Source organism: Bacillus sp. FSL E2-8887, from assembly GCF_038007205.1.
In the GTDB taxonomy this organism is placed as follows: domain Bacteria; phylum Bacillota; class Bacilli; order Bacillales; family Bacillaceae_G; genus Bacillus_A; species Bacillus_A mycoides.
In genome coordinates this window covers 2410337-2435610 of record NZ_JBBOWS010000001.1, presented here as the reverse complement: position 1 = coordinate 2435610, position 25274 = coordinate 2410337, and the positions used below count along the sequence as shown (strand labels likewise).

The 25274-nt window shown below is 34.1% G+C and carries 28 protein-coding genes and 3 pseudogenes; 24 read left to right on the top strand and 7 right to left on the bottom strand.

Going from position 1 to position 25274, the window contains the following annotated elements; translation table 11 throughout:
- Nucleotides 1–5: 5 nt before the first annotated feature.
- From NSQ08_RS12140 to NSQ08_RS12125, 4 genes and pseudogenes are all read left to right on the top strand, one after another.
- On the top strand, nucleotides 6–179 hold the full coding sequence (locus NSQ08_RS12140; RefSeq protein ID WP_002032706.1) for a hypothetical protein: 174 nt from the start codon (nucleotides 6–8) through the stop codon (nucleotides 177–179).
- A gap of 201 nt (nucleotides 180–380) precedes the next feature.
- A pseudogene (locus NSQ08_RS12135) lies at nucleotides 381–568 on the top strand (helix-turn-helix domain-containing protein); the annotation flags it as partial.
- A 115-nt stretch (nucleotides 569–683) separates the two neighbouring features.
- A complete protein-coding gene (locus NSQ08_RS12130; protein ID WP_000873838.1) occupies nucleotides 684–929 on the top strand; it encodes a DUF3977 family protein in 246 nt (81 codons plus the stop codon).
- A gap of 22 nt (nucleotides 930–951) precedes the next feature.
- Nucleotides 952–1191, top strand: a complete 240-nt coding sequence (locus NSQ08_RS12125; protein WP_002085155.1) for a DUF3953 domain-containing protein — start codon at nucleotides 952–954, stop codon at nucleotides 1189–1191.
- 47 nt (nucleotides 1192–1238) lie between these two features.
- On the opposite strand, the gene NSQ08_RS12120 is transcribed toward NSQ08_RS12125, so the two are convergent.
- Nucleotides 1239–1850, bottom strand: coding sequence for a TetR/AcrR family transcriptional regulator (locus tag NSQ08_RS12120; protein ID WP_002136674.1), 612 nt, complete (start codon nucleotides 1848–1850; stop codon nucleotides 1239–1241).
- 159 nt (nucleotides 1851–2009) lie between these two features.
- On the opposite strand from NSQ08_RS12120, the gene kynU reads away from it, so the two are divergent.
- The 5 genes from kynU (at nucleotide 2010) to NSQ08_RS12095 (ending at nucleotide 6500) form a co-directional block, all read left to right on the top strand.
- Nucleotides 2010–3296 (top strand): kynureninase, encoded by a 1287-nt coding sequence (gene kynU, locus NSQ08_RS12115; protein ID WP_002032712.1) that lies wholly within the window; start codon nucleotides 2010–2012, stop codon nucleotides 3294–3296.
- A 2-nt stretch (nucleotides 3297–3298) separates the two neighbouring features.
- On the top strand, nucleotides 3299–3928 hold the full coding sequence (gene kynB / locus NSQ08_RS12110; RefSeq protein WP_002032714.1) for an arylformamidase: 630 nt from the start codon (nucleotides 3299–3301) through the stop codon (nucleotides 3926–3928).
- Between the two features lie 33 nt (nucleotides 3929–3961).
- A complete protein-coding gene (kynA, locus tag NSQ08_RS12105) occupies nucleotides 3962–4801 on the top strand; it encodes a tryptophan 2,3-dioxygenase (protein WP_002127699.1) in 840 nt (279 codons plus the stop codon).
- A 125-nt stretch (nucleotides 4802–4926) separates the two neighbouring features.
- Nucleotides 4927–5844: a serine hydrolase domain-containing protein gene (locus tag NSQ08_RS12100; protein ID WP_002168241.1), complete on the top strand. Its 918-nt coding sequence runs from the start codon at nucleotides 4927–4929 to the stop codon at nucleotides 5842–5844.
- A gap of 20 nt (nucleotides 5845–5864) precedes the next feature.
- On the top strand, nucleotides 5865–6500 hold the full coding sequence (locus NSQ08_RS12095; RefSeq protein WP_033709198.1) for a Pr6Pr family membrane protein: 636 nt from the start codon (nucleotides 5865–5867) through the stop codon (nucleotides 6498–6500).
- A gap of 56 nt (nucleotides 6501–6556) precedes the next feature.
- Here NSQ08_RS12095 and NSQ08_RS12090 read toward each other — a convergent pair whose 3' ends face one another.
- Complete coding sequence (locus tag NSQ08_RS12090; protein WP_002032720.1) at nucleotides 6557–6889, bottom strand: DUF3889 domain-containing protein; 333 nt, start codon at nucleotides 6887–6889, stop codon at nucleotides 6557–6559.
- A gap of 145 nt (nucleotides 6890–7034) precedes the next feature.
- On the opposite strand from NSQ08_RS12090, the gene sleB reads away from it, so the two are divergent.
- The 6 genes and pseudogenes from sleB (at nucleotide 7035) to NSQ08_RS12060 (ending at nucleotide 11480) form a co-directional block, all read left to right on the top strand.
- Nucleotides 7035–7814, top strand: coding sequence for a spore cortex-lytic enzyme (gene sleB, locus NSQ08_RS12085; RefSeq protein ID WP_002032721.1), 780 nt, complete (start codon nucleotides 7035–7037; stop codon nucleotides 7812–7814).
- A gap of 15 nt (nucleotides 7815–7829) precedes the next feature.
- Complete coding sequence (gene ypeB / locus NSQ08_RS12080) at nucleotides 7830–9170, top strand: germination protein YpeB (protein ID WP_340775081.1); 1341 nt, start codon at nucleotides 7830–7832, stop codon at nucleotides 9168–9170.
- Between the two features lie 26 nt (nucleotides 9171–9196).
- On the top strand, nucleotides 9197–9793 hold the full coding sequence (locus tag NSQ08_RS12075; protein WP_002085166.1) for a YhcN/YlaJ family sporulation lipoprotein: 597 nt from the start codon (nucleotides 9197–9199) through the stop codon (nucleotides 9791–9793).
- 104 nt (nucleotides 9794–9897) lie between these two features.
- Nucleotides 9898–10254 (top strand): hypothetical protein, encoded by a 357-nt coding sequence (locus tag NSQ08_RS12070; RefSeq protein WP_002127693.1) that lies wholly within the window; start codon nucleotides 9898–9900, stop codon nucleotides 10252–10254.
- Between the two features lie 27 nt (nucleotides 10255–10281).
- Nucleotides 10282–10779 (top strand): annotated as a pseudogene (locus NSQ08_RS12065) (GNAT family N-acetyltransferase).
- A gap of 164 nt (nucleotides 10780–10943) precedes the next feature.
- Complete coding sequence (locus NSQ08_RS12060) at nucleotides 10944–11480, top strand: DUF1697 domain-containing protein (protein WP_002032729.1); 537 nt, start codon at nucleotides 10944–10946, stop codon at nucleotides 11478–11480.
- Nucleotides 11481–11521: 41 nt separating this feature from the next.
- On the opposite strand, the gene NSQ08_RS12055 is transcribed toward NSQ08_RS12060, so the two are convergent.
- Nucleotides 11522–11926: a hypothetical protein gene (locus tag NSQ08_RS12055; RefSeq protein ID WP_002136663.1), complete on the bottom strand. Its 405-nt coding sequence runs from the start codon at nucleotides 11924–11926 to the stop codon at nucleotides 11522–11524.
- Between the two features lie 209 nt (nucleotides 11927–12135).
- Here NSQ08_RS12055 and NSQ08_RS12050 point away from each other — a divergent pair, with 209 nt between their 5' ends.
- Together NSQ08_RS12050 and NSQ08_RS12045 are read left to right on the top strand one after the other, a co-directional pair.
- On the top strand, nucleotides 12136–13305 hold the full coding sequence (locus NSQ08_RS12050; protein WP_002013097.1) for a ParM/StbA family protein: 1170 nt from the start codon (nucleotides 12136–12138) through the stop codon (nucleotides 13303–13305).
- Nucleotides 13306–13316: 11 nt separating this feature from the next.
- Nucleotides 13317–13652: a hypothetical protein gene (locus NSQ08_RS12045; RefSeq protein WP_002085171.1), complete on the top strand. Its 336-nt coding sequence runs from the start codon at nucleotides 13317–13319 to the stop codon at nucleotides 13650–13652.
- Between the two features lie 280 nt (nucleotides 13653–13932).
- Here the strand turns inward: NSQ08_RS12045 and NSQ08_RS12040 are convergent, their stop codons facing one another.
- Nucleotides 13933–14790 carry an alpha/beta fold hydrolase gene (locus tag NSQ08_RS12040; protein ID WP_340775064.1) on the bottom strand — a complete coding sequence of 286 codons (858 nt, stop codon included), beginning with the start codon at nucleotides 14788–14790 and terminating at the stop codon, nucleotides 13933–13935.
- A 236-nt stretch (nucleotides 14791–15026) separates the two neighbouring features.
- On the opposite strand from NSQ08_RS12040, the gene NSQ08_RS12035 reads away from it, so the two are divergent.
- Nucleotides 15027–15953 (top strand): NADP-dependent oxidoreductase, encoded by a 927-nt coding sequence (locus tag NSQ08_RS12035; protein ID WP_340775061.1) that lies wholly within the window; start codon nucleotides 15027–15029, stop codon nucleotides 15951–15953.
- Nucleotides 15954–16026: 73 nt separating this feature from the next.
- Here the strand turns inward: NSQ08_RS12035 and NSQ08_RS12030 are convergent, their stop codons facing one another.
- The gene (locus tag NSQ08_RS12030) at nucleotides 16027–16455 is read right to left on the bottom strand and encodes a cell wall hydrolase (protein WP_002013108.1); all 429 of its coding nucleotides are present in this window, start codon (nucleotides 16453–16455) and stop codon (nucleotides 16027–16029) included.
- 159 nt (nucleotides 16456–16614) lie between these two features.
- On the opposite strand from NSQ08_RS12030, the gene NSQ08_RS12025 reads away from it, so the two are divergent.
- The 3 genes from NSQ08_RS12025 (at nucleotide 16615) to NSQ08_RS12015 (ending at nucleotide 19342) form a co-directional block, all read left to right on the top strand.
- Nucleotides 16615–17529, top strand: a complete 915-nt coding sequence (locus tag NSQ08_RS12025; protein ID WP_002192860.1) for an acetamidase/formamidase family protein — start codon at nucleotides 16615–16617, stop codon at nucleotides 17527–17529.
- Between the two features lie 125 nt (nucleotides 17530–17654).
- Nucleotides 17655–18362: a response regulator transcription factor gene (locus tag NSQ08_RS12020; RefSeq protein ID WP_002189809.1), complete on the top strand. Its 708-nt coding sequence runs from the start codon at nucleotides 17655–17657 to the stop codon at nucleotides 18360–18362.
- A complete protein-coding gene (locus tag NSQ08_RS12015) occupies nucleotides 18359–19342 on the top strand; it encodes a sensor histidine kinase (RefSeq protein WP_340775048.1) in 984 nt (327 codons plus the stop codon). The genes NSQ08_RS12020 and NSQ08_RS12015 overlap by 4 nt, the downstream gene beginning before the upstream one ends.
- Before the next feature lie 367 nt (nucleotides 19343–19709).
- Here the strand turns inward: NSQ08_RS12015 and NSQ08_RS12010 are convergent, their stop codons facing one another.
- Nucleotides 19710–20336 carry a DUF6518 family protein gene (locus NSQ08_RS12010; protein ID WP_002189807.1) on the bottom strand — a complete coding sequence of 209 codons (627 nt, stop codon included), beginning with the start codon at nucleotides 20334–20336 and terminating at the stop codon, nucleotides 19710–19712.
- A gap of 182 nt (nucleotides 20337–20518) precedes the next feature.
- Here NSQ08_RS12010 and NSQ08_RS12005 point away from each other — a divergent pair, with 182 nt between their 5' ends.
- Nucleotides 20519–21418: a LysR substrate-binding domain-containing protein gene (locus NSQ08_RS12005; RefSeq protein WP_340780138.1), complete on the top strand. Its 900-nt coding sequence runs from the start codon at nucleotides 20519–20521 to the stop codon at nucleotides 21416–21418.
- Nucleotides 21419–21495: 77 nt separating this feature from the next.
- Here NSQ08_RS12005 and NSQ08_RS12000 read toward each other — a convergent pair whose 3' ends face one another.
- Nucleotides 21496–22485 carry an aldo/keto reductase family protein gene (locus NSQ08_RS12000; RefSeq protein WP_256492527.1) on the bottom strand — a complete coding sequence of 330 codons (990 nt, stop codon included), beginning with the start codon at nucleotides 22483–22485 and terminating at the stop codon, nucleotides 21496–21498.
- A 511-nt stretch (nucleotides 22486–22996) separates the two neighbouring features.
- On the opposite strand from NSQ08_RS12000, the gene abc-f reads away from it, so the two are divergent.
- Together abc-f and NSQ08_RS11990 are read left to right on the top strand one after the other, a co-directional pair.
- Nucleotides 22997–24625 carry a ribosomal protection-like ABC-F family protein gene (abc-f, locus tag NSQ08_RS11995; RefSeq protein WP_002136649.1) on the top strand — a complete coding sequence of 543 codons (1629 nt, stop codon included), beginning with the start codon at nucleotides 22997–22999 and terminating at the stop codon, nucleotides 24623–24625.
- A gap of 20 nt (nucleotides 24626–24645) precedes the next feature.
- Nucleotides 24646–24997: pseudogene (locus NSQ08_RS11990) on the top strand (GNAT family N-acetyltransferase).
- The last annotated feature ends 277 nt before the right edge of the window (nucleotides 24998–25274 follow it).

The following is a 25274-nucleotide window of genomic DNA, read 5'->3' as shown; positions in this document are numbered from 1 at the left end:
GCCTAATGGAGATTAAAACGAAATTATATATTAGTCTAGCATCCACTATTTTATTCGCAATAGCGATGATAATTTTCTTTATAAATAACAATCCGCAAAAGTGGTTTTGGTTATGTATTTTCTTTGGATCTATTATACAAAATATAGTGCTACTAAAAAAGAATAAAGAAGCGCATTGAAATATTCGAATTTTTAACATACTCGTATCTTTTTCTAATTATGTTGAAAACACTATTTCTCCTGTTCGATTGAGTCTTCACATCATGGGTAACTTCAATTGCCCATGCGATTAAACGTGAATTAGCATTCAAATACATCAAAATAAACTATATTTAATTCACCGCTTTTTAGATGAAATTGCTAGTGATGGAGAAGTTGTTATTTGTAATCAATTTTCAAAATATAAATGGACGGGAAATATGCGAAACGTAAATATCATTTTATTACAGACAATGATGGGAAATCAAAATAAATTGAGTTACAAAATGGAAATGTTTCATTAGCTGCAAAACTATTAGATGTGCCACGCAGTACGTTTTATAAACGTATGCAAAAATTTAGGCTATAAAAGTAGATTTTTGTAATCTACTTTTTCTTTATGGGCTCACGTTCTGTCGGAATGTGCGCTTGCCAGGGAAATAATAGAATAATTAGAAAGAAGATTTCCTGAAGGGGGGTAGCATGTGAAGTATATTGAAATTGGAATCGGGAATAGGTGGTTCATTCGAACGGAAACCGAAAATAAAGATGGAACTGAATTCGAGGAACGAGGAATTATTAAACCTATTTATTTTGAGTCTTTATATGTACGGATTTGGTTTCGGAAAACGTGTTTTATTTTTGATACGAAAGAGGGCTTTAAGAAAGTAAGAAAAAGTAGAGCTGAGTATAAGTTTATTGTTGGAATGGTGAGTAGGTTAAAACAATAGAATCACACAGGGGGGTGTTTTTATGATTAGAATTATCACATTCATACTCGCTTTTATTATAATGGGCTATTCTATTTACAGTTGGAATGATGATTCGAAGCAAAGTATGCTCATTTTACAATTACTTTTAGGTTTTATGCTTGCCGGTATGGGGATACAAAACGTTAAGAAGGATGAAAAAGAGAATAAGAATATGGGGCTTTTGCTATTACTTACATCACTTTTTTGTATTATTGTATCGTTAATAAAATATTTTAAATAAACCGTTACTAAGCATATTGAGTAACGGTTTATTGAGGTTATAATGTGCTATTTATATAACCCCGTCGTATACATTACCGTTAAAGTGTGTACAATTTCTTCTAATTCTAGTTCTTTATCATTTTGCACGATTGTCCAAAGAAACGTTTCATTCATAGAGAACCAGCCGCATGCGACAATCTCTTTATTTAACTCAGTTCGTACTAATTCATTTTCCTGGGAATGAGTAATGTCTTGTATAATCCGTGTTACAAAGCGTTCGCGAATCTCATCCCATTTTTGACGTATTTCTTTTGAGGTTCTTATTGCTTCTTCAACAACTTGTAATATAGCTCTTTCTTCTTGTGCTAACTGTAAAAAAGCGCGTACTTGATTCTGAATCATATCTCGTGCTTCAGCCTTTGTTTGAGGGGAAAAAGAGCGATCAGCAATATCATAAAAGCGATTCATAACATCTTCCATCAAAACGACGAGGAGAGCATCTTTGTTTTTAAAATATACATATGCTGTTCCATAACCAGTTTCTGCATGTTTAATAATTTGCGTGATTGTAGTTTTCTGAAATCCGTTTTTTATAAACATAGTATAACCGGAATGTAATAGTTTCTTTTTTGTTTCTAAGGAGCGGTGTTTTCTTGTTGAAAGAGTAGAATTTTTCAAGGAATCACCTCTTTATACTGAAATATCTGAAAATATAATTGTATTGTAAAAGAAGTTTGTATATAAAGTCAACTGACATAATATCATTGACGTTATATCAATTTAAGTGATATATTTCAATTAGTTAGAATAAAAAGAAAATTAAAAGAAGGTGACACCATGTATAAAGAACCATTTCAACCAACTTATGAGTATGCGCTTGAATGTGATAAACATGATGAACTGAAAGATTTTCAATCTGAATTTTATAAAAAAGAAGGAACAATATATTTAGATGGTAACTCTTTAGGGTTGCTTTCAAAAAGAGCAGAGAAATCGTTACTTACCTTGCTAGATTCATGGAAAGAGTTTGGGATTGATGGATGGACTGAAGGTGAGCATCCATGGTTTTTCCTTTCGGAGAAATTGGGTGAATTGACAGCACCTCTTATTGGATCTTTACCGGAAGAAACGATTGTAACCGGTTCCACGACTGCGAATATACATCAAGTTATTGCGACGTTTTATGAGCCTAAAGGAATACGAACAAAAATTCTTGCGGATGAATTAACTTTTCCGTCAGATATTTATGCACTTCAGAGTCAAATTCGTTTAAAAGGCTTAGATCCAGATGAACATTTAGTACGAGTGAAAAGCCGAGATGGAAGAACACTTTCTGAAGATGATATTATTCATGCGATGACCGATGATATCGCTTTAATATTATTGCCTTCTGTACTATATAGGAGTGGACAAATTCTTGATATGAAGCGATTAACAGCTGAAGCTCATAAACGTGGTATTCATATCGGTTTTGATTTATGTCATTCAATCGGCTCCATTCCGCATCATTTTAAAGAGTGGGATGTAGATTTCGCTGTATGGTGTAATTATAAATATTTAAATGCAGGTCCTGGTGGTGTTGCAGGCCTTTATGTAAATAATAAACACTTTAATAGACTCCCAGGATTATCTGGTTGGTTTAGTTCTAGAAAAGATAAGCAATTTGATATGGAGCATTCATTAACTGCGGCTGACCATGCTGGAGCTTATCAAATAGGGACACCTCACGTATTAAGTACTGCACCATTAATCGGTTCTCTTGAAATTTTTAAAGAAGCTGGTATTGAAAAGTTACGTGAAAAATCATTACATATTACGAGATATATGCTTGATTTAATTGAACATGAATTAAAAGGCTTTGAATTTACAATTGGAAATCCATTAGAGGATGAAAAACGAGGCGGGCATATTTATTTAGAACATGCCGAGGCGGCACGTATATGTAAAGCGTTAAAAGCAAATGGGGTTATTCCAGACTTTAGAGCTCCAAATGGAGTTAGACTTGCGCCTGTTGCTTTATACAATACGTATGAGGAAGTATGGAATTCTGTACAAATCTTAAAGAACATTATGAAAAATGAAGAATATAAAAACTTTGAAAATAAGCGAGAGGTTGTGGCGTAAGCATGAAAACATCGCAGTGGATTGATATTTCACAACCGCTAAATAATGATATCGCGACATGGCCAGGGGATACACCGTTCTCGTATGAAGTTTCATGGTCAAAAGAAGACAGTGGCTCAGTAAATGTCGGAAAGTTAACGATGAGTATCCATACAGGTACTCATATTGATGCACCTTTTCATTTTGATAATGACGGTAAGAAGGTGTTGGATTTAGATATTCAAGTTTATGTTGGTCCAGCACGGATCATTGACGTTTCTAATCTTGAAAGCATCGGGAAAAAGGAATTAGAAAACTTTCATTTAGAAGGTGTAGAACGATTGTTATTACGTACATCTTCACATGGTAAAGCAAATGAATTCCCAGATGTAATCCCGCATTTACGCGCAGATATTGCAGCCTTTCTTTCTGAAAAGGGAATTCGTTTAATCGGAGTGGACGTACCATCTGTTGATCCTTTAGATGATAAAGAACTAGCAGCACATCATCAATTATTTAAACATGGAATTCACATTTTAGAAAATGTCGTACTCGATCACGTAGTAGACGGCGATTACGAACTTATTGCATTACCACTTGCATTAACAGATGCGGATGGGAGTCCAGTTCGAGCTGTTATTAGACCAATATAAGTAGAAATGAACACAAAGGGGCGTTTGGCTAATATGAAAGAAAATGAAAAGGTAATTATGGAAAAAGGGATTCATACGGATTTTAAGGAGAATATGACGTACGGAGAGTATTTACAGCTAGATAGCTTATTATCTAGTCAACAAAGATTATCAGATCATCATGATGAAATGTTATTTATCGTTATCCACCAAGCGAGTGAGCTTTGGATGAAACTAATTTTACATGAATTGAATGCTGCAATTGAATCTATTAAACAAGATAAATTACCACCAGCTTTTAAAATGTTAGCACGTGTATCAAAAATTCAGTCGCAAATTATTCAATCTTGGGATATTCTTGCGACATTAACACCATCAGAATATATTGAGTTTCGTGATTCACTTGGTCAGGCTTCAGGTTTTCAATCGTATCAATATCGAATGATTGAATATGCACTTGGTTATAAAACACCACATGCATTAAAGATTTATGAAAAGGACCCAGAATTACATGCTCGTCTTCATAAAGCACTTCATACACCAAGTTTGTATGATGTGGCGATACAAGCGCTTGTTAAAGAAGGATTCCCAATTCATAAAGATGTGTTAAATCGTGATATTACGCAGCCTTACGAAGAGGATGCAACTGTAGAAGCGGCTTGGATAGAAGTATATGCGGACGTGCAGAAATATTGGGATTTATATCAGCTTGCAGAGAAATTAATCGATATTGAAGACTGGCTACAACAATGGCGTTTCCGTCATATGAAAACGGTAGAACGAATTATTGGTCATAAAATGGGAACAGGTGGCTCTTCTGGCGTATCTTATTTAAAGCGAGTGCTTGATCAATGCTTCTTCCCAGAGCTTTGGAACGTTCGAACGAAATTATAAAAATAAACTTGTCAGCTATTAAATGCTGGCAAGTTTATTTTTTGTTTTAATAACAAATATGATTTAATAGAGAGAACGAAATGAATAACAAATATTACATAACCATTTAGATGGAGGAAGATTTCTTGAATTTCGAGCAATTACAAAATAAATTTGAAAAGAAAAAGGTTAATACATTTCTTGTTTATCAAAAGGGGGAATTAACGACTGAGTACTATAAAACGATAGACTGTGCAAATGACTTATTTAAAATTAATTCGATTACAAAAAGTATCGTATCTATATTAATTGGTATCGCAATTGATAAAGGATTTATAAATAATATACATACACCAATCACAACATGGATTCCCAATGTGCCGGAGGAAAAGAGGGAATTAACGCTGTATCATTTATTAACGATGACAACAGGAGAAAATTGGAAAGAGTTCGGAAATGGGGTTGTTTTCCCGAATGATTTTGTGGAATCAGACAATTGGGTGCAATACATTTTAGAAAAGCCGTTCATTGAAGAAATAGGTACGAAAATGAATTATAATTCAGGTTCTTCTCATTTACTTAGTTACATCATTCAAGAAGCAACTGGAATGTCGACGGAGCAGTTCGCGAAAAAGTATTTATTTGAGCCGTTAAACATTACGGAGTATGAGTGGCAACAAGACCCGCAAGGTATATATGTTGGCGGATTCGGTATGAAAATGAAATCTATAGATTTATTAAAGTTAGGAAAAGTATGTTTGAACAATGGATATTGGAAGGGAAATGATATTGTATCATCGAAATGGTTAGAAGAATCAGGTGAGGCTCTATTTGAAACGTATGAACATGTCGGAGCATATGGATATCACTGGTGGGTATTAAATAACGAAAGATTTCACATACCGTATTGTATGTATTTTGCTATGGGATACGGAGGGCAATACATTATTATCATTCCGCAGTTAGAGCTCGTAGCTGTAATTAGTAGCCACATGCCAAAACGTGGCCTCGTACCATTAAAGTTATTTATAGAGCATATAAAAGAGAATTCCAATCATAAATAAGTAGAGAAATGAGGTGTTTTATGAGAAGTGCAAAAATGATAGCGATTTATAGACTGTTATTAAGTCTTCTAGCGTTTAGTGCACTTATTACTCAATTTGTTACAAGGGCACAAGTGAAACCGTTCAATCCAGTTAACTTTTTTAGTTTCTTCACAATTGAAAGTAATATTTTAGTTGCGGTAATTCTACTATTTAGTAGTTTTGGGACAGCCCTATTTGGACGTTCCGAGCAATTTGGAGTTCTTCGCGGTGCAGCTACAGTATACATACTGTCAACAGGACTTATTTATTTTTTGTTATTAAGGGGATTAGAAGAGTCACTTCAAACAGCGATACCATGGGTAAATACTGTACTTCATTACATCATGCCATTAGCGATGATTTTAGATTGGGTTATAAATCCACCTACGAAGACCATTACATGGAAACAGGCTGCGAGTTGGCTTGTTTTCCCGCTTTTATATGTTGTCTATAGCTTAATACGCGGGCCATTCGTGAATTGGTACCCATATCCGTTTTTAGATCCGAGAATAGGTGGATATGGGAGAGTATTTTTATATAGTATAGGGATATCTGTTGTTATTGGAGCTATTTGCGGATTAGTAAAAATGTTAGGTAATCGATCTTTGCATATAAAAAATAATCCTCCTTATTAAGGAAGAAGTACATAAAGAAACCTCTGTCTGTATGTAAAGACGGAGGTTTTTTTGTTTTACCGACTTGTCTTCTGAAAGGACATCTTTAAAAATTCCTCTGTTTTCGTATCAAACTCTACATCCACAAAAACACCATACTCTTTTCCACCCTCACGTAGCCATAATTTAAACTTTTCAACTGTTATTTGAACAGTTTTTGGTTGTCTACCTATATGAAGGTAATCGATAATCTCAGCTTTCGGATATTGTTCTTTCGTTTTTTCAACGGCTAGTTTACCCCATTTTGCATATGGCGGCTGTGCGTGAACAATAGATGGGTCGGTATATATATTTGAACATGTTGTTATTAAAAAAAATATAAATGCTGTACGTACGAAGAATCGCTTCATAATAAGCTCCTTTTATTCTTTTTGTATATTGTTTACATATTTCTTCAAGCATATAAGTTTGGATTTTTTTGTCTTCTTTACATAAAAGCGAGGGTTTTACAAAACATAACCATGAAATCATTTCCGTAATTAAGGAGGGAAATACATGCGTCAAAAAGCTGTTTTTAAAATAGCGATTTTGCTTGTCTTTATCGGGCTATCTTTAATGGTAAGTAGTATACAGACCAAAAATGTGGAAGCCTTCTCTAATCAAGTGATTCAAAGAGGGGCATCTGGAGAAGATGTCATTGAACTGCAAACTCGTTTGAAATATAACGGATTTTATACGGGGAAAGTTGATGGTGTTTTCGGATGGGGTACATATTGGGCACTTCGAAACTTTCAGCAAAAATTCGGATTGCCAGTTGATGGTTTAGCGGGTGCTAAAACGAAGCAAATGCTTGTAAAGGCAACGAAGTATGATAAGTCGACCGCTAATAAAGATACTACAACTAATAAAGGGAACAGTGGTGGAGGTAAACAGGAAAATAAGCCGCCAAAAAGTACAGGGACAAATGTTCCAAACGGTTATTCTCAAAATGACATTCAGTTAATGGCAAACGCTGTATACGGAGAATCCCGTGGTGAGCCGTATTTAGGACAAGTTGCAGTAGCTGCGGTTATTTTAAACCGTGTCACAAGTGCATCATTTCCAAATACTGTTTCAGGAGTAATCTTTGAGCCAAGAGCATTTACAGCAGTAGCAGATGGACAAATATATTTAACGCCAAATGAAAATGCGAAAAAAGCCGTATTAGATGCGATCAACGGATGGGACCCAACTGGGAATGCATTATATTATTTCAACCCAGATACTGCGACAAGTAAATGGATTTGGACTCGTCCACAAATTAAAAAAATTGGTAAGCATATTTTCTGTAAATAGAGCGGAGGTGGAAACATGTTACGAGGTATTATCATCGTATTGTTAACAGTAGGTGTAGTCGGAACAGGGTATTGGGGCTATAAAGAGCATCAAGAGAAAAATGCAGTATTAATTCGAGCGGAAAATAGTTATCAGCGTGCGTTTCATGATTTAGCATATGAAGTTGATTTATTACACGATAAAATTGGAACAACACTGGCGATGAATTCACGTTCCTCATTATCGCCAGCTTTAGTAGATGTATGGCGTTTAACATCAGAGGCTCGTTCTGATGTAGGACAATTACCTTTAACATTAATGCCATTTAATAAAACGGAAGAGTTCCTTGCGAATATCGGTGATTTTAGTTATCGTGCAGCGGTTCGTGATTTAGAAAAAGATCCGTTAAATGATCAAGAATATAAAACGTTACAAGGTTTATATTCAAATGCAGCAAATATACAAGATGAACTGAGAAAAGTGCAGCATCTTGTATTGAAAAATAATCTTCGCTGGATGGATGTAGAAATGGCTCTTGCGTCAAACCAAGATCCAGCAGATAACACAATTATCGATGGATTAAAGACGGTAGAAAAGAATGTAACATCATACTCGTCCACAAACTTTGGACCGACTTTTACAAGTGCACAAAAGAATAAAAAAGGCGGATTTGAAGCAAAAGGAAAGGCGATTTCGAAAGCGGAAGCGGAAAAAATCGCGAAATCATTTTTAAACTTAAAAGGGAATGAAAAAGTAGAAGTTGAGAAAAGTGGAAAAGGTGCAAAAGAATCATTCTACAGTGTGAAAATTCAAGATCCAGCAACGAACAATGAGTATTATATGGATATTACCGGAAAAGGTGGATATCCAATTTGGGTAATGAACAACCGAAAAATTAAAGAGCAAAAAATCAGTTTAAATGATGCAGGAAGTAAAGGATTAACATTTTTAAAGGATCACAAGTTTACAAATATGGAGCTGTTTGATAGTTCTCAATATGATAATATCGGTGTGTTTACGTACGTTGTAAATGAAAATGGAGTGCGTATTTATCCAGAAGCAATCCAAATGAAAATTGCCTTAGATGATGGGTCGATTGTTGGTTTTTCCGCAAAGGAATATTTAGCATCACATCAAAAACGAACGATTCCGAGTGCGAAGCTAACCGCTGCTGAGGCGAGAAAGAAAATTAACCCCGATGTAAAAGTTATGGAAGAACGTAAAGCTGTAGTAGTAAATGACTTGCATAATGAAGTACTTTGTTATGAATATATTGGTACTTTAGGGAAAGATACGTACCAAATTTTCATTAACGCAAATAGCGGAGCAGAAGAAAAAGTGAAAAAGATGCAAGCTGTTGAAAAAATTTATGATTAAACATCAATGATAAAGTGGTGAAAATAATGAAAATCATTATATATATGTTAATGCTTTGTTTCGTTATTACTGGATGTAGCATTGGAAAAAAAGACAATCCTAATGAAAAGCCAGAACAAAAAAATGTCTCGATGAAAAATGTTACGTATACAAATAAATCAAATAAGCCAAATGAAAAAGCAGCTGATCATCTGGCATCTTTAGCTGCAAGTATACCTGGTGTAAACGATGCGACAGCAGTAGTAGTTGGGAAGTATGCTGTTGTAGGTATTGATGTGAAAGCGAAACTTGATCGAACTCGCGTTGAGTCAATTAAGTATTCTGTTGCAGAAAGTTTAAAGAATGACCCGAACGGTGCAAATGCAGTCGTTGTAGCAGATGTTGATACGTATGAAAGACTAAAACAAATAGGCAAGCAAATTAAAAAAGGTAAAACTGGTGAAGGCATACTTGATGAATTAGCAGCAATTGTTGGCCGAGTAATGCCGCAAGTTCCAAATGATATGATTGAAAATAGAGAAACGAATCCGATTAAAGATAATGATAAACAATTACCAAAAGATGAAGAACAAGAACTACGAAAAGAACAAGAAGATCAGTCAAATAACCATTTGAAAAAATAGTGAAAACCCCGTACTAAATTGTACGGGGTTTTTCTTCAAGATTAAATATTCAGTTTATTTTTAAGGGAATATATGGTTTAATAATGAGGGGAGGGACAGCCGTTATGATGAAAAAAAGCGCACTCATATTAGGTAGTTTATGCATAGGTTTTAGTATGACAGCGTGTGACCAGAAGAAAGAAGTGAAGAAGAAAACAGCTATGTCTTCTACTATAACGGAAAATAAAAAGCAAGAGACCATTAATATAAATCATTTCTCAAATATTAATGAAGGAATGACTTATTTAGAAGTGAAAGATTTAATCGGTTTTGAAGGGGATTTACTCATAGAAGAAGGGGAAGAACATTCTACACGAATTAAGCAAATTTTTGCTTGGAAAGGAAACGATCCAAAATCATTTGCTAAAATAACATTTTTGGATGGAAAAGTGCATTCTAAAACACAGCAAGGTTTAAGTTAATAACTTGAAGGAATGGGAGAGTTAAGCATGAACATACATACAGGAGAAATACAATTAGTGCCGTATAAGGAGCAATATAAAGAGATAATACAATCATTTACTTTACCAAGTGAACAAGTTCAATTTACGGCGAATCCAGGTGAATTACTGGAGAAAGCGAAAAATGATCGAACGAAAAATGTAGTTGTTATTTTAGACTATAACGGAGTACCTGTTGGTGTATTTATATTACAAACAGGTGATAGGGTACAAGAGTTTACAGAAAATAAGGATGCCATACTTTTAACTTCTTTTTCCATTAATCACAATAAATAAAATAAAGGATATGTTAAAAAATCATTGGCGTTATTACAAGACTTTGTAAAATATTATTATCCAGTAAAAAATGAAGTGATTCTTGCTGTAAATGAAAAAAATATTCCGGCACAAAAGTTATATGAGAAAGTTGGATTTCAAGATAAAGGGTTTAGAAGAATGGGACCAATTGGACAACAATTCATATTACATTTACCTATAACGAGATAATGAGATAACAAAGCTTACTCTTGAAAAAAATCATGTAGTAAGTTTTTTAATTTGAGATATTTTCCGTACATGATATGTTAGATGTATTAAAGTAAGTATTCGAGAAGCATGAAGGTGCAAAACAATTCGATTGTTAAGCATTTAAATACGTGAGGGGTAATCATATGACAATTTATATTGCACTACTACGGGGAATTAATGTAGGTGGACATAAAGTAATCAAAATGGCAGATTTGAAAATAACGTTTGAATCAATAGGGTTAAAAAGAGTGAAAACATATATTCAAAGTGGAAATGTAGTGTTTGAGTCAGAAGAAGAGATAAGTTTTTTAAAGGAACGAATTGAATGTGAAATTAAGAACGTTTTTGATTTCAATGTTCCAGTCATGTTACGAACAAATGATGAATTTATTAATATTATTAAAAAGTGTCCTTACGAGACCCATTCGTTATTAGAAGGAGAAAGTGTACATGTGGCCTTTTTAGCTAATCCACTTTCTGAAGAAGACAGTAAGCGGTTACTTATGTACAAAAGTGACATAGAAGATTGCCATATCGAAGGAAGAGTAGTGTATTTATTTTTCAAAAAAAGCATTCGTAATTCTAAACTAATGAACCAGTTTCAAAAATTACATACGCAAGCTACAGTAAGGAACTGGCGGACTGTGAATAAGCTGAAAGCAATAGCAGAAGGTATTTAAACATAAAAAAGTGGTTTTCTGCATTTAGAAAACCACTTTTTTTATTTATATTGTTTGGCGACAATGAGTTCAACAATAGGGAAAATAAGAAAGGAAGAACAGAGTGCAATAAAGAGTGGAAGGTTTTTTACACCATCCAAATTGGAACCCATAGAAAATCCTTCCGAGCAGAGTAATATAAGGAACATAACACCTACAAGCACAAAATACGCGATTTTAAAGCTTTTATATGTAATTTGTTGTCCCATCTCATCTTGACTTTCTTTCGATACTCCGTTTGGATCTCCCCATGTAATATGATTAATTAAATTACTAAGTATTAAAGAAGCAGCGAAAATTGTCCCGCCAAAAATCGAGCCTTCAGTTGCATATTTGTATGCGCCATGTCCGAGTATCGCGATTAACGATAAAACAATGATTACAAAAATAATCTTTTTAGTATTCAATATATAATTGCACCTCCACCATTGTAAAAAACTCTTTACATCCATAGTATAAAATTGGAAAAGTCTTATGTCAAATGTTTTTTACATATGAAGTGAGTGTTTATAATTTTTTATTTTTGGGATAAATAAAAAATTAAATTACATTTGAATGTAAAAGAATGGGTTCGCATATATTTGGAAGGGATGTCAGATTAATTTAGGGGGTAGTTATGTCTATTCTTTTAAAAGCTGGTGCAGATGCAGGAAATAATGGTTTGAAGTTAATGGTGAAAGGGCAGGAACCTATTTTTATTCCGAGTATTTATTCCTTATATATAGGTGAGTCTACGGGGTTGTTAGATGAGGGTGAAGTTTCATCGTCAGAATTAGAGAATCACATTGATGTGACCATTAGTTCTCCATCGCTAATGTTAAATAATGTACGATACATCGTTGGAGAAAAAGTGATTCAAGATCAATTAAAAGGTACTGAAGTGGAGAAAAAATCAAATAAATCTACTGATGAGTTAATGGTCATTACAATCCTTTCAGGTTTAGCGATAAGTGCTATGCGTCAAAGCCCTACTTCAAGTCATATTAATATTCGTTATGATTTATCTGTTGCTCTTCCAATGCAACTTATTACACAGGAAATTGCTGCTGAAAATGCGAAACGGTATATGGGTAATCACAAGGTCATATTCCATTATCCAAATGGACGCGATGTTACGATTAATGTTTCTATTGAGTTTTGTAAATGTCTACCTGAAGGCGCTTCTGGGACGTGGGGGATTGTATATGATGAGGAAGGAAATGTTGTGAAACATAAAATAGAATGTGAACAAAATCAAGTTTCAGAAATTGATTTTGTAGATAAAACTTTATTGTCTTTTGATATTGGCGCGGGGACAACGGAAGAAGTTGTTTCATTAGGGGTAAATTTCCGTCCGCAATTAAGTAAAGGATTATCATATGGTGTAAAAGAAACGTTACTACAAATTATTACGAGATGGAATCGGAAATATCCTACGAAAACAATTGATAGCATTACAGAATTTAACCAAATTTATTTAAATGAAAAGCACCCAAGAAATGCATTGTTAGTTGAGGAATCGCAGCCAGCATTTTTAGGTTTAGCAGCACGTGTCGCAACGGATATTATTAACAAAATTGATGATATGAAAGACGATCCATATGTATTTATTTATGGTGGGGGCGCAGTTATTATTAAAAATAGCTTAAAAATGATTTTGAAACAAAAAGGACGCTTGAAAAATGTGATCTTTGTAGATAACCCGTTATTCACCAATGCTCGTGGGTTATTAGTATATACATGCTCGCCAAAATATAGAGAGCATAAGCAAAAAGAGTTAGGGTTTACAAACTTAACGATAAGTTAGTTGGTGGAAGTATGCGATCTAGGCGATATAAACGTGGTGATCGAGTGAAAATTAATATTAATAAATCGGTATCGCCTGAAATGATTGCTTGGCTTAATAAACAATCTAATCCAACTAATTTCTTTTTCTTTGCGGCCCAGCAATTATTTAAACAAGTAGGAGATATTGATGTATCAAAAACCTTGCCAAGTAGCCATGTTTTTTCTTTATATATAGAACCATCATCTCTATTAAAAGTTGAAATGAATCCATTTAAACACGTACCACTAGAAAATAGTAAATCCACCGAAAATGTAAAAAAAAAATCGTGGGAATCTGTTGACCAGTTAGATTGTCCATTTTTTTAAGCATAGAAAAATATAGGTAGAGCCCATCACTATACATACGAATGCAGTGATGGGTTTTTGGTATTGTATCGTAATCTTTATAAAGTGAAACTATAATCAGTGGGGGTTTTGTTCATCCCCCACTGATTATTAGCCTTCACCAATCGGGCGTTTACGGACAGTTTATCTCCCACCTAATTTCTTTGCTTCAGCTGAATTTTGAGGTGGGAGTTTTACTGCCCACAAATAGCGGGATAAATAGAAGGGGCAAAACAATTTGTGCCCCTTCTAATAGTTGTTCTTATCTTATACGGGATATATGTTCTGAAACTGCTTTAATAATTTTATCCCAGTCATCGGGATGAATCTCGTGCCCTGTACCTTCAAGGGATAATAGCTTTGAGTTCGGAATTTCATCAATAAGTGCGAGTCCATGTTCAAGTGGAAGAGCTGTATCATGCGTACCATGAATTACTAAAGTAGGTACTAGTAACGACTTTAGTATACCTTCATAAGAATAATCACCTGTAAGGAGGGCGTGATTAAACATACTTAATAGATTGTTAGCACGTTCTATTTCTTGCTTTACTTGTTTTAAAGTTCTTGCTTCATCAAATATACGCTTTGATCCACAGAGTAGACGTGATCCTGTAATTAAATATTTCGCTATAACATCTTTATTTGTCCAATCTAAATTTGCACCATTAGCATGATGTGTCAAAATTCTTTCATCCATTGGAGGCAAATCACGAGTATTGTTATCAGATCCAATAACGCTTGTTGCTAGTAATGTTAAGGTCAAAATTCTTTCTGGGTGTTTTACTGCAGCAATTTGAGTAATCATACCTCCTAATGACATGCCAAAAAGGTGTGCCTTGTCAATATGATACGCATCGAGTACTCCGATTGCATCTTCAGCCATATCTGCTACAGTGTAATTGGAAGTCCCAGGCTCATATGTAACAGAACGCCCAACATCACGGTTATCATAGCGAATGACAAACCTTCCTGTGCTAGCCAACCTTTCACAAAATTCTTCATCCCAATAAACCATTGAACACGTAGCTCCCATAATTAATAATATTGCTGGGTTATTAGGATTTCCAAAGCTTTCTGTACATATATCAATACCGTTTACTTTGAAAACTTGTTCACTCATAGCACACTCTCCGTTTCATTTAAAGGTCATTAATAAATAAAGAGAAATATAACTTTGGGTGTTTCTTAGGCGTAAATTAGATTGTATTTAAGTGAAATAAATGTTTTTTGCACTCATGATGCTTAATTAGTAGAGTAGCATAAATATCACCTCCAAACATATTTATTTTCATTCAAGGCGAAAAATTTTGAAAAATAATTGTTTGTTATTAAAATAAACAGCAAGGGGGAGAGGAAATGAAATCAATTGTTATTGATCAATATGGTAGTGTTGAAGAATTACAAGAAAGACAAGTTCCTAAACCAGTTGTTAAATGTAATGAAGTATTAATACGTATACACGCAACATCTGTCAATCCTGTTGATTGGAAAATAAGAAAGGGAGACTTACAAGAAAAGTTGCGATTTTCATTTCCAATTACATTAGGATTAGATGTTGCTGGAATAGTTGAAGAAGTTGGAGAAGATGTGAATCATTTTAAAATAGGAGATAAAGTGTTTACGAAACCTGAAAATATAGGGAAAGGTTCTTATTCTGAATACATTACAGTGAAATCAAATTTAGTATCGCAAATGCCTAATAATCTTAATTTTGAAGAAGCAGCATCTATACCTCTTGCAGGACTAACAGCTTGGCAAAGTCTTGTTGATTACGCACAAATAAAAGAAAATGACCGAGTATTAATTCATGCTGGAGCGGGCGGAGTAGGGAGTTTTGCAATTCAAATCGCAAAATCATTTGGGGCCTTTGTCGCAACAACTGCAAGTAGTAAAAATGAAGAGTTTTTAAAGTCTTTAGGTGCTGACCTTGTTATTGATTATAAAAAAGATAAATTTGAAGAGCTACTATCAGATTATGATATTGTGTTAGATACAATCGGCGGAGAAGTACAAGAAAAAAGTTTTCAAATTATTAAATCTGGTGGTGTTCTAGTTTCTATCGTTCATGAACCACTTCATGAAGTAAAGGGGATAAAATCAGGGTTTTTATGGTTGAAACCAAGCGGGAAGCAATTGGACGAATTATCTGTTTTGATTGAGCATGGAAAAATTAAACCTATCATCAGTAAGGTTGTTCCGTTTAATGAAGAAGGAATTAGAGAAGCTCATATTTTAAGTGAAAGTCAGCATGTTAGAGGGAAAATTGTAATTACGATGGAATGATATTTACATAAATATACGAGTGGTGACTATATGAGATGAAAATAGTCACCACTCGTATATACTATAATTTTTGCTATCGTGAATACATTTTTGGACATTCATCACCACTTGGTTCGTAAAAGCAATGGCTTTTAAATTGCCCTGCAAACGGCTGATTATACCATTCGGGTGGACAAGCTCCAACTGGACGGAAATACCAAAGAGCCCATCGTGCTGGCCAGCGCCATTCACCTTGTAAAACTTTTCTTGCGATTTCTTTTTCTGATTCACGGGCACGTTGATAAAAGTAACCGTATTGAACTGCTTCGAATCCGCCAGGGCTTTGATATACTGCATCACGCACAGATCGAAGTTGTTTGAAATCTAAGCAATCACAAAATACACGGTTTACTACAACACATCCAACAAGTTGTTCACCTTGTCGTCCTTCGCCCTCAGCTTCAGCACGGATTAAACGTGCTAGTAAATCAACGTCACTTTCGTTGTATGGAATAAGGGGCATTGTAATACCACCTTTCTTTACCTGTTATAGTAAAGAGTGTATGTTTCAAAATGAGCTAAGTGCATTTTTCTTGAAAATAACTACTAATTTTAAAAAGGAGCTTATGCAGATAAAAGCTAATTATTACATAGAAGATAAAAACGAAAAAGGAGAGGTACTATGCATCGTATTCATAAAGAACATATCATTTACGCAATGTCACCAGAAAATAATCCATGTATTGAAGTAGAAATTGGGAGCCGTCTTGTATTTGAAACATATGATTGCTTTGAAAATCAAATTGATTCTGAAGATGTTGTGTTTCAAGAATTAGATTGGAATCGAATAAATCCAGCGACCGGACCTGTACATATTAAAGGTGCAGAACCTGGTGATATATTAGTCGTAACGATTGAAAAGATTAAAATTGCAGAGCAGGGTGTTTTAACTACAGGTGCGAACCTAGGTGTAATGGGTGATGAGCTAAATGAAAATACAGTAAAAATTGTCCCAATACATAATGGACATGTTTCATTTTCAAATGAACTGCAAATTCCAATTAATCCAATGATTGGTGTGATTGGTACTGCACCGAAAGAAGAGAGTATTTCATGTGGTACACCGCATGATCACGGCGGGAATATGGATTGTAAAGAAATCAAAGAAGGTACAACGTTATTATTACCTGTAAATGTTCCTGGTGCTCTTTTAGCATTAGGCGATTTACACGCTGCGATGGGTGATGGTGAAATTGGTGTTAGTGGAGTAGAGGTTGCTGGTGAGGTAACTGTAACTGTTCAGACTATAAAAGGAAAGAAATGGCCATTACCATTGGCTATTCAAAAAGAAAAAATAATGACGATTGCTTCAGAGAAATTGCTAGATGATGCAGCGAATCGTGCTGTACGTAATATGGTGACATTTTTACATGAAGAATTAGAAATGTCTAAAGCTGATGCAACTCTTTTATTATCAGCAGCAGGTAATTTAAAAATTTGCCAAGTTGTGGATCCACTAAAAACGGCGCGGATGGAACTAGGAAGGGAATATGTGGAGAAGTTAGGATTTTCTCTAAATGCATTTCATATTAAATAAGAAAAATAGAAAAAGGATACTTTTGTATAAAAGTATCCTTTTTCTATTTTACGGATTTTGTGAAAAGAGGTAGTATTTATTTATATAAGTATATTTGAGATTGTGGATCAAAAAGGAGTTCAGAGATGGTTAAAATTATGATTGTTGAAGATGATATGAAAATTGCGGAGCTATTATCAACATATGTTGCGAAATACGGTTACCAAGGAATTATTGTAACGGATTTTCAAAATGTGTTAGACATATTTTTAGAAGAACAACCGGAGTTAGTTTTATTAGATATTAATTTACCAAGTTTTGATGGTTACTATTGGTGTCGTCAAATTCGCGGGGTTTCCACATGTCCGATTTTATTTATTTCGGCCCGTGAAGGTACGATGGATCAAGTTATGGCGTTAGAAAATGGTGGCGATGATTTTATTCCGAAGCCGTTTCATTATGAAGTTGTAATGGCGAAAATTCGTAGTCATTTAAGACGTGCTTATGGAGACTATGCACCGAAACTAGAAGAACGAATGATTGAGCAACAAGGTCTTAGTTTATATCCCGAAAGACTTGTATTAAAACTTAGGAACCAAGAGATTGATATAACGAGAAACGAAGCCATTTTATTAGAGATGTTAATGAAAAACCATCCGCGTGTTGTTAGTAGGGAAGTATTATTAAATAAATTATGGGATAGTGAATCTTATGTTGATGATAATACATTAAGTGTAAATACAACACGTGTGCGTAAAAAGTTAAAAACGTTACAAATTGAAGGAGCAATAGAAACAATTCGTAGTGTTGGATATAGATTACATATTACTTGGGATAATGGTATGGAAAAATGATAAGGTTATTTATAAGTGATCATATACCACTTATTTGTTTTACTGCGATCCAACTACTAGCCATATTCTTAGTTTATTGGTTTGATGGGCATAATCATATTTCAACGGCATTATATGCAATGTTTTTAGGTGCTTTTTTTATGGTAAGTTATTTAGTATTTCGTTATTTTACACATCGTTCTTTTTATGAACGTTTAGCAAATCCGTTGCAATCTTTGGATGAATCTGTTCAAAAATCTGATTTTGCAGTTTTATCTACTGCTCTCCAAGATTTGCTCGAAGTACAATATCGACATTATCAAAATCAGCTCCAGTTACAAGAGAGGAAAAATAATGATCATTTAACCTTTATGAATCAGTGGATTCATCAAATGAAAACACCTTTATCAGTAATAGAATTAATTACACAAGATGAAGTGGATTCACGTTTTGAAAGTATTAATGAGGAAACAGATAGGTTGAAAAAGGGGTTAGAGATGGCACTGTATGTCGCACGTTTAGAAGCATTTACACAAGATTTTTATGTAGAAAGAGTACAACTACATAAAATAGTGAATGATTCCGTGCATGAACATAAACGCTTTTTTATTCGGAATTTTGTATACCCAGAGCTTGAAATTGATAAGAGTATTACTGTAGAAAGTGATGCGAAGTGGTTACAATTTTTAATTGGACAAATAATATCGAATGCGATTAAATATTCATCAGGTAGTAGAGAAAAGATTAAAGTGAAAGTACGTAAGGAAGGTAATACAGTTGTACTTGAAATTACCGATAGTGGCGTAGGGATACCGAAGCAAGATTTACCAAGAGTATTCAAACCTTTCTTTACAGGAGAAAACGGTAGAGATTTTAAAGAATCAACTGGAATGGGGCTCTATCTTGTATATGAAATTACGAAACAATTAGGACATAGTGTAGGAATCCATTCAGAGGTTGGTAAAGGTACCGTTGTACGAATTATATTTTTTAATGTGTAAATAAGTGAACTAGGCTAAAGAACTTTGGAGATAAGTTTTTTAGCCTTACTTTATCCCGCTTTAATGGGCAGTAAGACCCCCACTGATTAAAGTTTCACTTTATAGCGATTATATGAAATGGTAAAAGGTCATCTTAGTATGTATAATGACACGCTAATAAATACGATCTTTAAATTAGAAGTATTTAATAAAAAGCTGATAAATAGTTTTTGTAAGAAAAAAGCCACCTCTTTGAAAGAGATAGCTTCATGAATCCATCCTATGAATAGGTGTATCAACATTAATAAGTATAATGTTCGAATTCGTGATATGTTTTGTGGATTATAATAGAATTAGTCTTTTGTTTTTTTATAATACAGTATTGTAATTAAGTAAACAAACTTAATAATGTATATCCAATTAATCCTAAAATAGTGATAGGAACCATCATTAAGAAAGAAGAAATTCGATTAGCATTAGAGCGTTCTAACACAAGAATCAAGATAATCCCGACTATCACTTCGGTATATCCAACAGGTAACATGTGACTATAGTCTTCAAAATTTAAAAGAATGTGAAGTCCATCCGTTACAAAAACTCCACTAATAAGCGCGCTTCCGAATTTATGAAGTGGATTTGTAGTATCTTTCCATAGAAAACCTGCAATTCCAAAGATAGTTCCTCCTATAAATGCACATACAATCCATACAGATATAAAATAAATAGAGTGAGCTACATTTTTAATAACTATTGCATAACCATAATAGCCTAATACCATGCCGAGTAGTGCAAGGATACCAGAAAGTATAGCTGTACGCTTAGAATAACTAAAGCTAGCCACGAAAAAGGATGGAACTAACCAAACACTTCCTAGATTAGCTAATGAATGCCAATGTCCTGGAAGTATACCTTGCCCTAATTTAGTTAGTATACCAACAATTATCCCTACTATAATCGGGATGAGAAAAATCTTTAAAAACATATTTAACTTTGTGATTTTTAATGTCCTGTCCATAAATTCAATCCTTACATTAATATTTTCTACAAACATATAATAGCTTATTAAAGGGGAGTAATCAATAAAAATTTATCGAAAAACAATAAGTGATTATTGGATAGCGAATAACATTTTCTTTTTATTTATAATTTATTAGAAGGAGGGCTTTTTTGCTAGTTGTGAATGATAGGGGGATTGAAATGGATATTCGTAAAATGAGATATTTCATAACAGTGGCAGAAGAATTAAACTTTAGTCGTGCAGCAGAACGGCTTAGGATGGCACAACCTCCTTTAAGCCAAGAAATTCGTAAATTAGAAGATGAATTGGGCGTTCAACTTTTTCATCGAACAAAAAGAATGGTTGAACTAACCAGTGCAGGGAAAATATTTTTAGAAGGTGCGCGGCAAACGTTGCTTCAAGTAGATAGAACTATTAAAGAAACACAGCTTGCGGATGAAGGGAAGATAGGACATTTAATAATCGGTTTTGTCGATTCTACAGAAACCGTAATAGACATATTAAAAAAATTTCGAGAACGTTTTCCTAGAATACAGCTTATATTACGCGAGATGACAACAGACCAGCAAATAAAAGCGCTATATGAAAAACAAATTCATATTGGATTTATTCGTTCCAAGCAGGATAATGAAATATTAGTTTCCGAAGTTTGTTCTGAGGAATGTTTAAAATTAGTTTTGCATGAAGATCACCCTTTAGTTTCGTTACGTAACATTTCAATCAAATCATTAGTTGATGAACCATTTATTTTATTTCCACGTCATTTCGGTACTAACTTTTATGATTTAATTATTAGTTACTTTTGGGAACATGGAGTAAGTTTAAATATTGTTCAAGAGGCGATCCAAATGCAAACTATTGTGAATTTAGTTGCAGCAGGAATGGGGATTTCTGTCGTTCCATCATCGGTGGAAAGCTATAAAAAATCGGGTGTCATGTATAAAGACATTCAAGAAAATACACCAAAAATAAATTTATATGTTGGATGGAGACAAGATGAAAAGTCTGTCGTATTAGAGAACTTCTTAACAGTTGTTAGAGAGGTTTATACGACTTCACAATTTGAATTTAAAAAGTAAAGGCCCATCTTGATGGGATGGGCAGTCGGAAAGTTGGATAGGAAAACTTCTATTTTTATTTTAAAGTCATTGAAGATTCAACCTGTTTTACTCGGATCGTACTCAGCGAAACCTTTTAGTATATTATCAATCTGATCCATAATTTCAGGTTGCAATTTAACACTAGAAGCAATTACGTTTTCTCTTATTTGCTCCGGATTTGAAGCGCCAATAATTGCAGAGGAAACAGCTGGATTTTGTAGTACCCAAGCAACTGCGAGTTGTGGTAGGGTAAGATTAGTTTCTTGCGCGATGGGATTGAGTTTCTGAATTGCAGTGAGTACATCATCACTCATCCAACGTTGCACGAGTTTGTGGAAAAATGGTTTACCAGCATCTGAATTAGCACGTGATTGAGTCGGCAAGGGTTTACCAGGTTGATATTTTCCAGAGAGAATGCCTTGTGCGAGGGGAGACCATACAACTTGACCAAGTCCCTCACGTTGACATGTTGGTATTACATCAGTTTCAATAACTCGCCACAACATCGAATATTGAGGTTGGCTAGCGATAAGTGGAATGTTCAATTCTCGTGCAAGTGCTGCACCGCGGGTAATTTGTTCTGATGTCCATTCACTTACGCCTAAGTAAAGGACTTTACCTTGTCTTACAAGATCAGCAAAAGCTAACATCGTTTCCTCAAGGGGAGTTGTTGAGTCAAATCTATGTGCATAATAGACATCAATGTAGTCTGTCTGCAACCGCTGTAACGATGCATTACAATTTTCTATAATATGTTTTCTCGATAATCCACGATCATTTTTTCCAGGTCCTGTCGGATGGCATACTTTTGTACATAGTTCTATGCTTTCTCGGCGTATACCTTTCAAAGACCGGCCAAGTACTTTTTCGGCTATAGTGTCCGAATAAACATCAGCAGTATCGAACGTAGTAATTCCGACATCTAGTGCGGCTTTCACACAATCATTTGCAGTATCTTCGTTTACTTTTCCACCATGGTTAATCCAGTTCCCATATGCAATCTTACTTACTGTTAATCCACTGTTTCCTAGTTTGCTAAATTCCATTGTAGTATCCTCCTTTTAAAATGATATCTTTATTATAAGAACTGAAATGTAATATGTATAATATATAATTAATGATAAATTTATATAAAAATTATATAAAAGGGAGTGCTTAGAAGTTTACTACTAAGGAAATCTAAAGCCAGTAGTATTACAGATGTTGTTTGTATTTGATCGGTATGAAGTGAAGATAAATAGACCTAAAAGAAAGCAATCATTTTCACAGCACGTATAATCGCATTTACTCATACAGTACTACTATGGTACAATATGGTTACTAACGACGGAAAGGAATGATGGGTGGACGATGATTAACTAATCTTATTTTTAAATGTTGAAATTCAATAAATTTCAATTTATAAAAAATAGGATTAGTCTGCCCAATTTCCTTACAACGGTATTGCTATTTATTATGCGTAATAGCTTATTTGGGTATAAATATGTTAACGACTAATCCTGCCAAATTAATTTGGGAGGATTTTTTTGTTCTCCCTTAATGAAAGGGATCGGTAATATGAAAGAAATTTTAAAATTAAATGATGTTTATGTTGAAATAAAGGAAAATACTTTGTTAGAGAAAATGAATGTTACAGTAAAACAAGGGGATGTTATCGGATTAATTGGTAAAAACGGTGCCGGTAAATCAACGTTACTTCAATTAATAAATGGGAAGATTGAGCCATCAAAAGGGATTGTTGAATGGCAGCAAATGAATATGACAACGGCATATGTTGAACAAGAAATAGAATCTTTTATTAGTAATGATATGATTGCAAAAGAAGCAGAACTTCTTGCGAAATGGGGCGTGCCAACGAACGATTTTCTTACTTTAAGTGGTGGTGAAAAGCTGAAAGTTCGACTAGCAAAAGGATTTGCCGAAAATCCTAATTTATTAATATTAGACGAACCGACAAATCATTTAGATGAGATGAGTACGGAATTTCTCATTAAGCAAATAAAAAATATGAAGGGTACAGTTATCGTTGTATCGCATGATCGATACTTTTTAGATGTTGTCGCAACGAAAATATGGTCAATTGAGGAAAAGAAACTAATTGAGCATAGCGGTAATTATACGAGTTATATGAAAGCACGTGAGCATACAAGAATGACGCAGCAACGTGAATATGAAAAACAACAAAAAAAGATAGAACAAGTAGAAACACATATAAAAGAATTAAGTTCATGGTCACAAAAGGCACACGCACAGTCTACAAAACAAGAAGGAGTTAAAGAGTTTTATCGTGTAAAAGCGAAGCGAATGGATGCGCAAGTGAAGTCAAAACGAAAACGTCTCGAAAAAGAGCTGGAGAAAACGAAAGTAGAACGTGTGAAAGAAGAGTATTCAGTGGAGTTCTCTATTCAAGCGAATAAAAAAGTAGGAAAACGCTTTTTAGAAGTAAAGAAATTAAAAAAAGACTTTCATGGAAAGACATTATTTGAAAACGTTAATTTTACAATCCAGCACGGTGAGAAGGTTGCGATTGTTGGACCAAACGGTAGCGGGAAAACAACATTACTGAAGATGATTATGGGAACGGAAACTGTACAAGGAGAAGTATGGATTTCACCATCTGCAAACATCGGTTATTTAACACAAGAAGTATTTGATTTACCACTGGATAAAACACCAGAAGATTTATTTTTTAAAGAGACATTTGAAGAAAGAGGAAAAGTCCAAAATTTAATGAAACATTTAGGATTCCAAGCTTCTCAATGGAAAGAACCAATTGAGCATATGAGTATGGGGGAACGAGTAAAATGCAAGTTAATGGCTTATATTTTAGATGAAAAAGATGTACTTATTTTAGATGAACCGACGAATCACCTTGACCTCCCTTCACGTGAACAGCTTGAAAATACATTAGCTGAGTATAATGGAACACTCGTTATAGTTTCTCACGATCGATATTTTCTGGAGAAAACAACTAACACGAAACTCGTGTTTTTAAATAATACGATACAAAAGCAGCTAGAGGAACTTATTAAAACAAGAGATGATATTGAAGAGCTACGTTTAACATTAGAAACAGAGAGACAAGAAGTATTAGGTAAATTAAGCTTTTTAACTTCTAACGATAAAGAATATAAAGAACTTGATGAACGATTTATAGAACTTACGAAGCAGATTAAGGCGCTTTAATGTAATTAAGGGGGATTAACATGGGAGAAGAGAGTTCGACTAATTTATTTAGAATAGACTGTGGAGATATATACTTGCAAGAGTTTACTATCAAAGATGCGGAGAGCATTTATAAAATATCGAATCAACCGGAAATTGAAAAGTTTTTGCCGGACTGGAAATCAACGAAAGAACAGAGGGTTAATTGATTATTTGTTTAAAAATACAAATGTAGATGTCCTCAACGCAATTGCTTTAATTAACAACGTACCATCAAATAAAGTTATTGAAAAATGTGGATTTACTTATTTGAGCCAACAGACGATAGAAAACCAACTATATAATCATTATTTATTGAGCAAATCAGAGTGGATAAAAAATATTGCTCTTTAAAAGAATCTATAATGGAATGTAAAAAAGCTTAGAGCTAAAACTCTAAGCTTTTTTACATTCCATTATACCTGTTACCATATCAAAGAGACAATTTGGATGGCTTCTTGCCGGATTTTCTCATCAAAAAAACAAGGGGATTAAGCTGTACATGCGATAATCATTTTATAAAAAATCATATATGAAAAGGGGTTTGGATAATTTTGTCGAATGCATTTGTCTATGAAAACACCACTTTCTTACTCAAATTATCCTAAAAATGAATCATTTTGAGCTCAAA

Coding starts and splice junctions, on each gene's coding strand:
- NSQ08_RS12125 (WP_002085155.1), top strand. CDS start 952: ATGATTAGAATTATCACATTCATACTCGCTTTTATTATAATGGGCTAT.
- ypeB (WP_340775081.1), top strand. CDS start 7,830: ATGTTACGAGGTATTATCATCGTATTGTTAACAGTAGGTGTAGTCGGA.
- sleB (WP_002032721.1), top strand. CDS start 7,035: ATGCGTCAAAAAGCTGTTTTTAAAATAGCGATTTTGCTTGTCTTTATC.
- NSQ08_RS12045 (WP_002085171.1), top strand. CDS start 13,317: ATGCGATCTAGGCGATATAAACGTGGTGATCGAGTGAAAATTAATATT.
- kynU (WP_002032712.1), top strand. CDS start 2,010: ATGTATAAAGAACCATTTCAACCAACTTATGAGTATGCGCTTGAATGT.
- NSQ08_RS12140 (WP_002032706.1), top strand. CDS start 6: ATGGAGATTAAAACGAAATTATATATTAGTCTAGCATCCACTATTTTA.
- NSQ08_RS12030 (WP_002013108.1), bottom strand. CDS start 16,455: ATGCCCCTTATTCCATACAACGAAAGTGACGTTGATTTACTAGCACGT.
- NSQ08_RS12015 (WP_340775048.1), top strand. CDS start 18,359: ATGATAAGGTTATTTATAAGTGATCATATACCACTTATTTGTTTTACT.
- kynB (WP_002032714.1), top strand. CDS start 3,299: ATGAAAACATCGCAGTGGATTGATATTTCACAACCGCTAAATAATGAT.
- abc-f (WP_002136649.1), top strand. CDS start 22,997: ATGAAAGAAATTTTAAAATTAAATGATGTTTATGTTGAAATAAAGGAA.
- NSQ08_RS12060 (WP_002032729.1), top strand. CDS start 10,944: ATGACAATTTATATTGCACTACTACGGGGAATTAATGTAGGTGGACAT.
- NSQ08_RS12075 (WP_002085166.1), top strand. CDS start 9,197: ATGAAAATCATTATATATATGTTAATGCTTTGTTTCGTTATTACTGGA.
- kynA (WP_002127699.1), top strand. CDS start 3,962: ATGAAAGAAAATGAAAAGGTAATTATGGAAAAAGGGATTCATACGGAT.
- NSQ08_RS12005 (WP_340780138.1), top strand. CDS start 20,519: ATGGATATTCGTAAAATGAGATATTTCATAACAGTGGCAGAAGAATTA.
- NSQ08_RS12010 (WP_002189807.1), bottom strand. CDS start 20,336: ATGGACAGGACATTAAAAATCACAAAGTTAAATATGTTTTTAAAGATT.
- NSQ08_RS12070 (WP_002127693.1), top strand. CDS start 9,898: ATGATGAAAAAAAGCGCACTCATATTAGGTAGTTTATGCATAGGTTTT.
- NSQ08_RS12040 (WP_340775064.1), bottom strand. CDS start 14,790: ATGAGTGAACAAGTTTTCAAAGTAAACGGTATTGATATATGTACAGAA.
- NSQ08_RS12025 (WP_002192860.1), top strand. CDS start 16,615: ATGCATCGTATTCATAAAGAACATATCATTTACGCAATGTCACCAGAA.
- NSQ08_RS12000 (WP_256492527.1), bottom strand. CDS start 22,485: ATGGAATTTAGCAAACTAGGAAACAGTGGATTAACAGTAAGTAAGATT.
- NSQ08_RS12095 (WP_033709198.1), top strand. CDS start 5,865: ATGAGAAGTGCAAAAATGATAGCGATTTATAGACTGTTATTAAGTCTT.
- NSQ08_RS12035 (WP_340775061.1), top strand. CDS start 15,027: ATGAAATCAATTGTTATTGATCAATATGGTAGTGTTGAAGAATTACAA.
- NSQ08_RS12020 (WP_002189809.1), top strand. CDS start 17,655: ATGGTTAAAATTATGATTGTTGAAGATGATATGAAAATTGCGGAGCTA.
- NSQ08_RS12090 (WP_002032720.1), bottom strand. CDS start 6,889: ATGAAGCGATTCTTCGTACGTACAGCATTTATATTTTTTTTAATAACA.
- NSQ08_RS12050 (WP_002013097.1), top strand. CDS start 12,136: ATGTCTATTCTTTTAAAAGCTGGTGCAGATGCAGGAAATAATGGTTTG.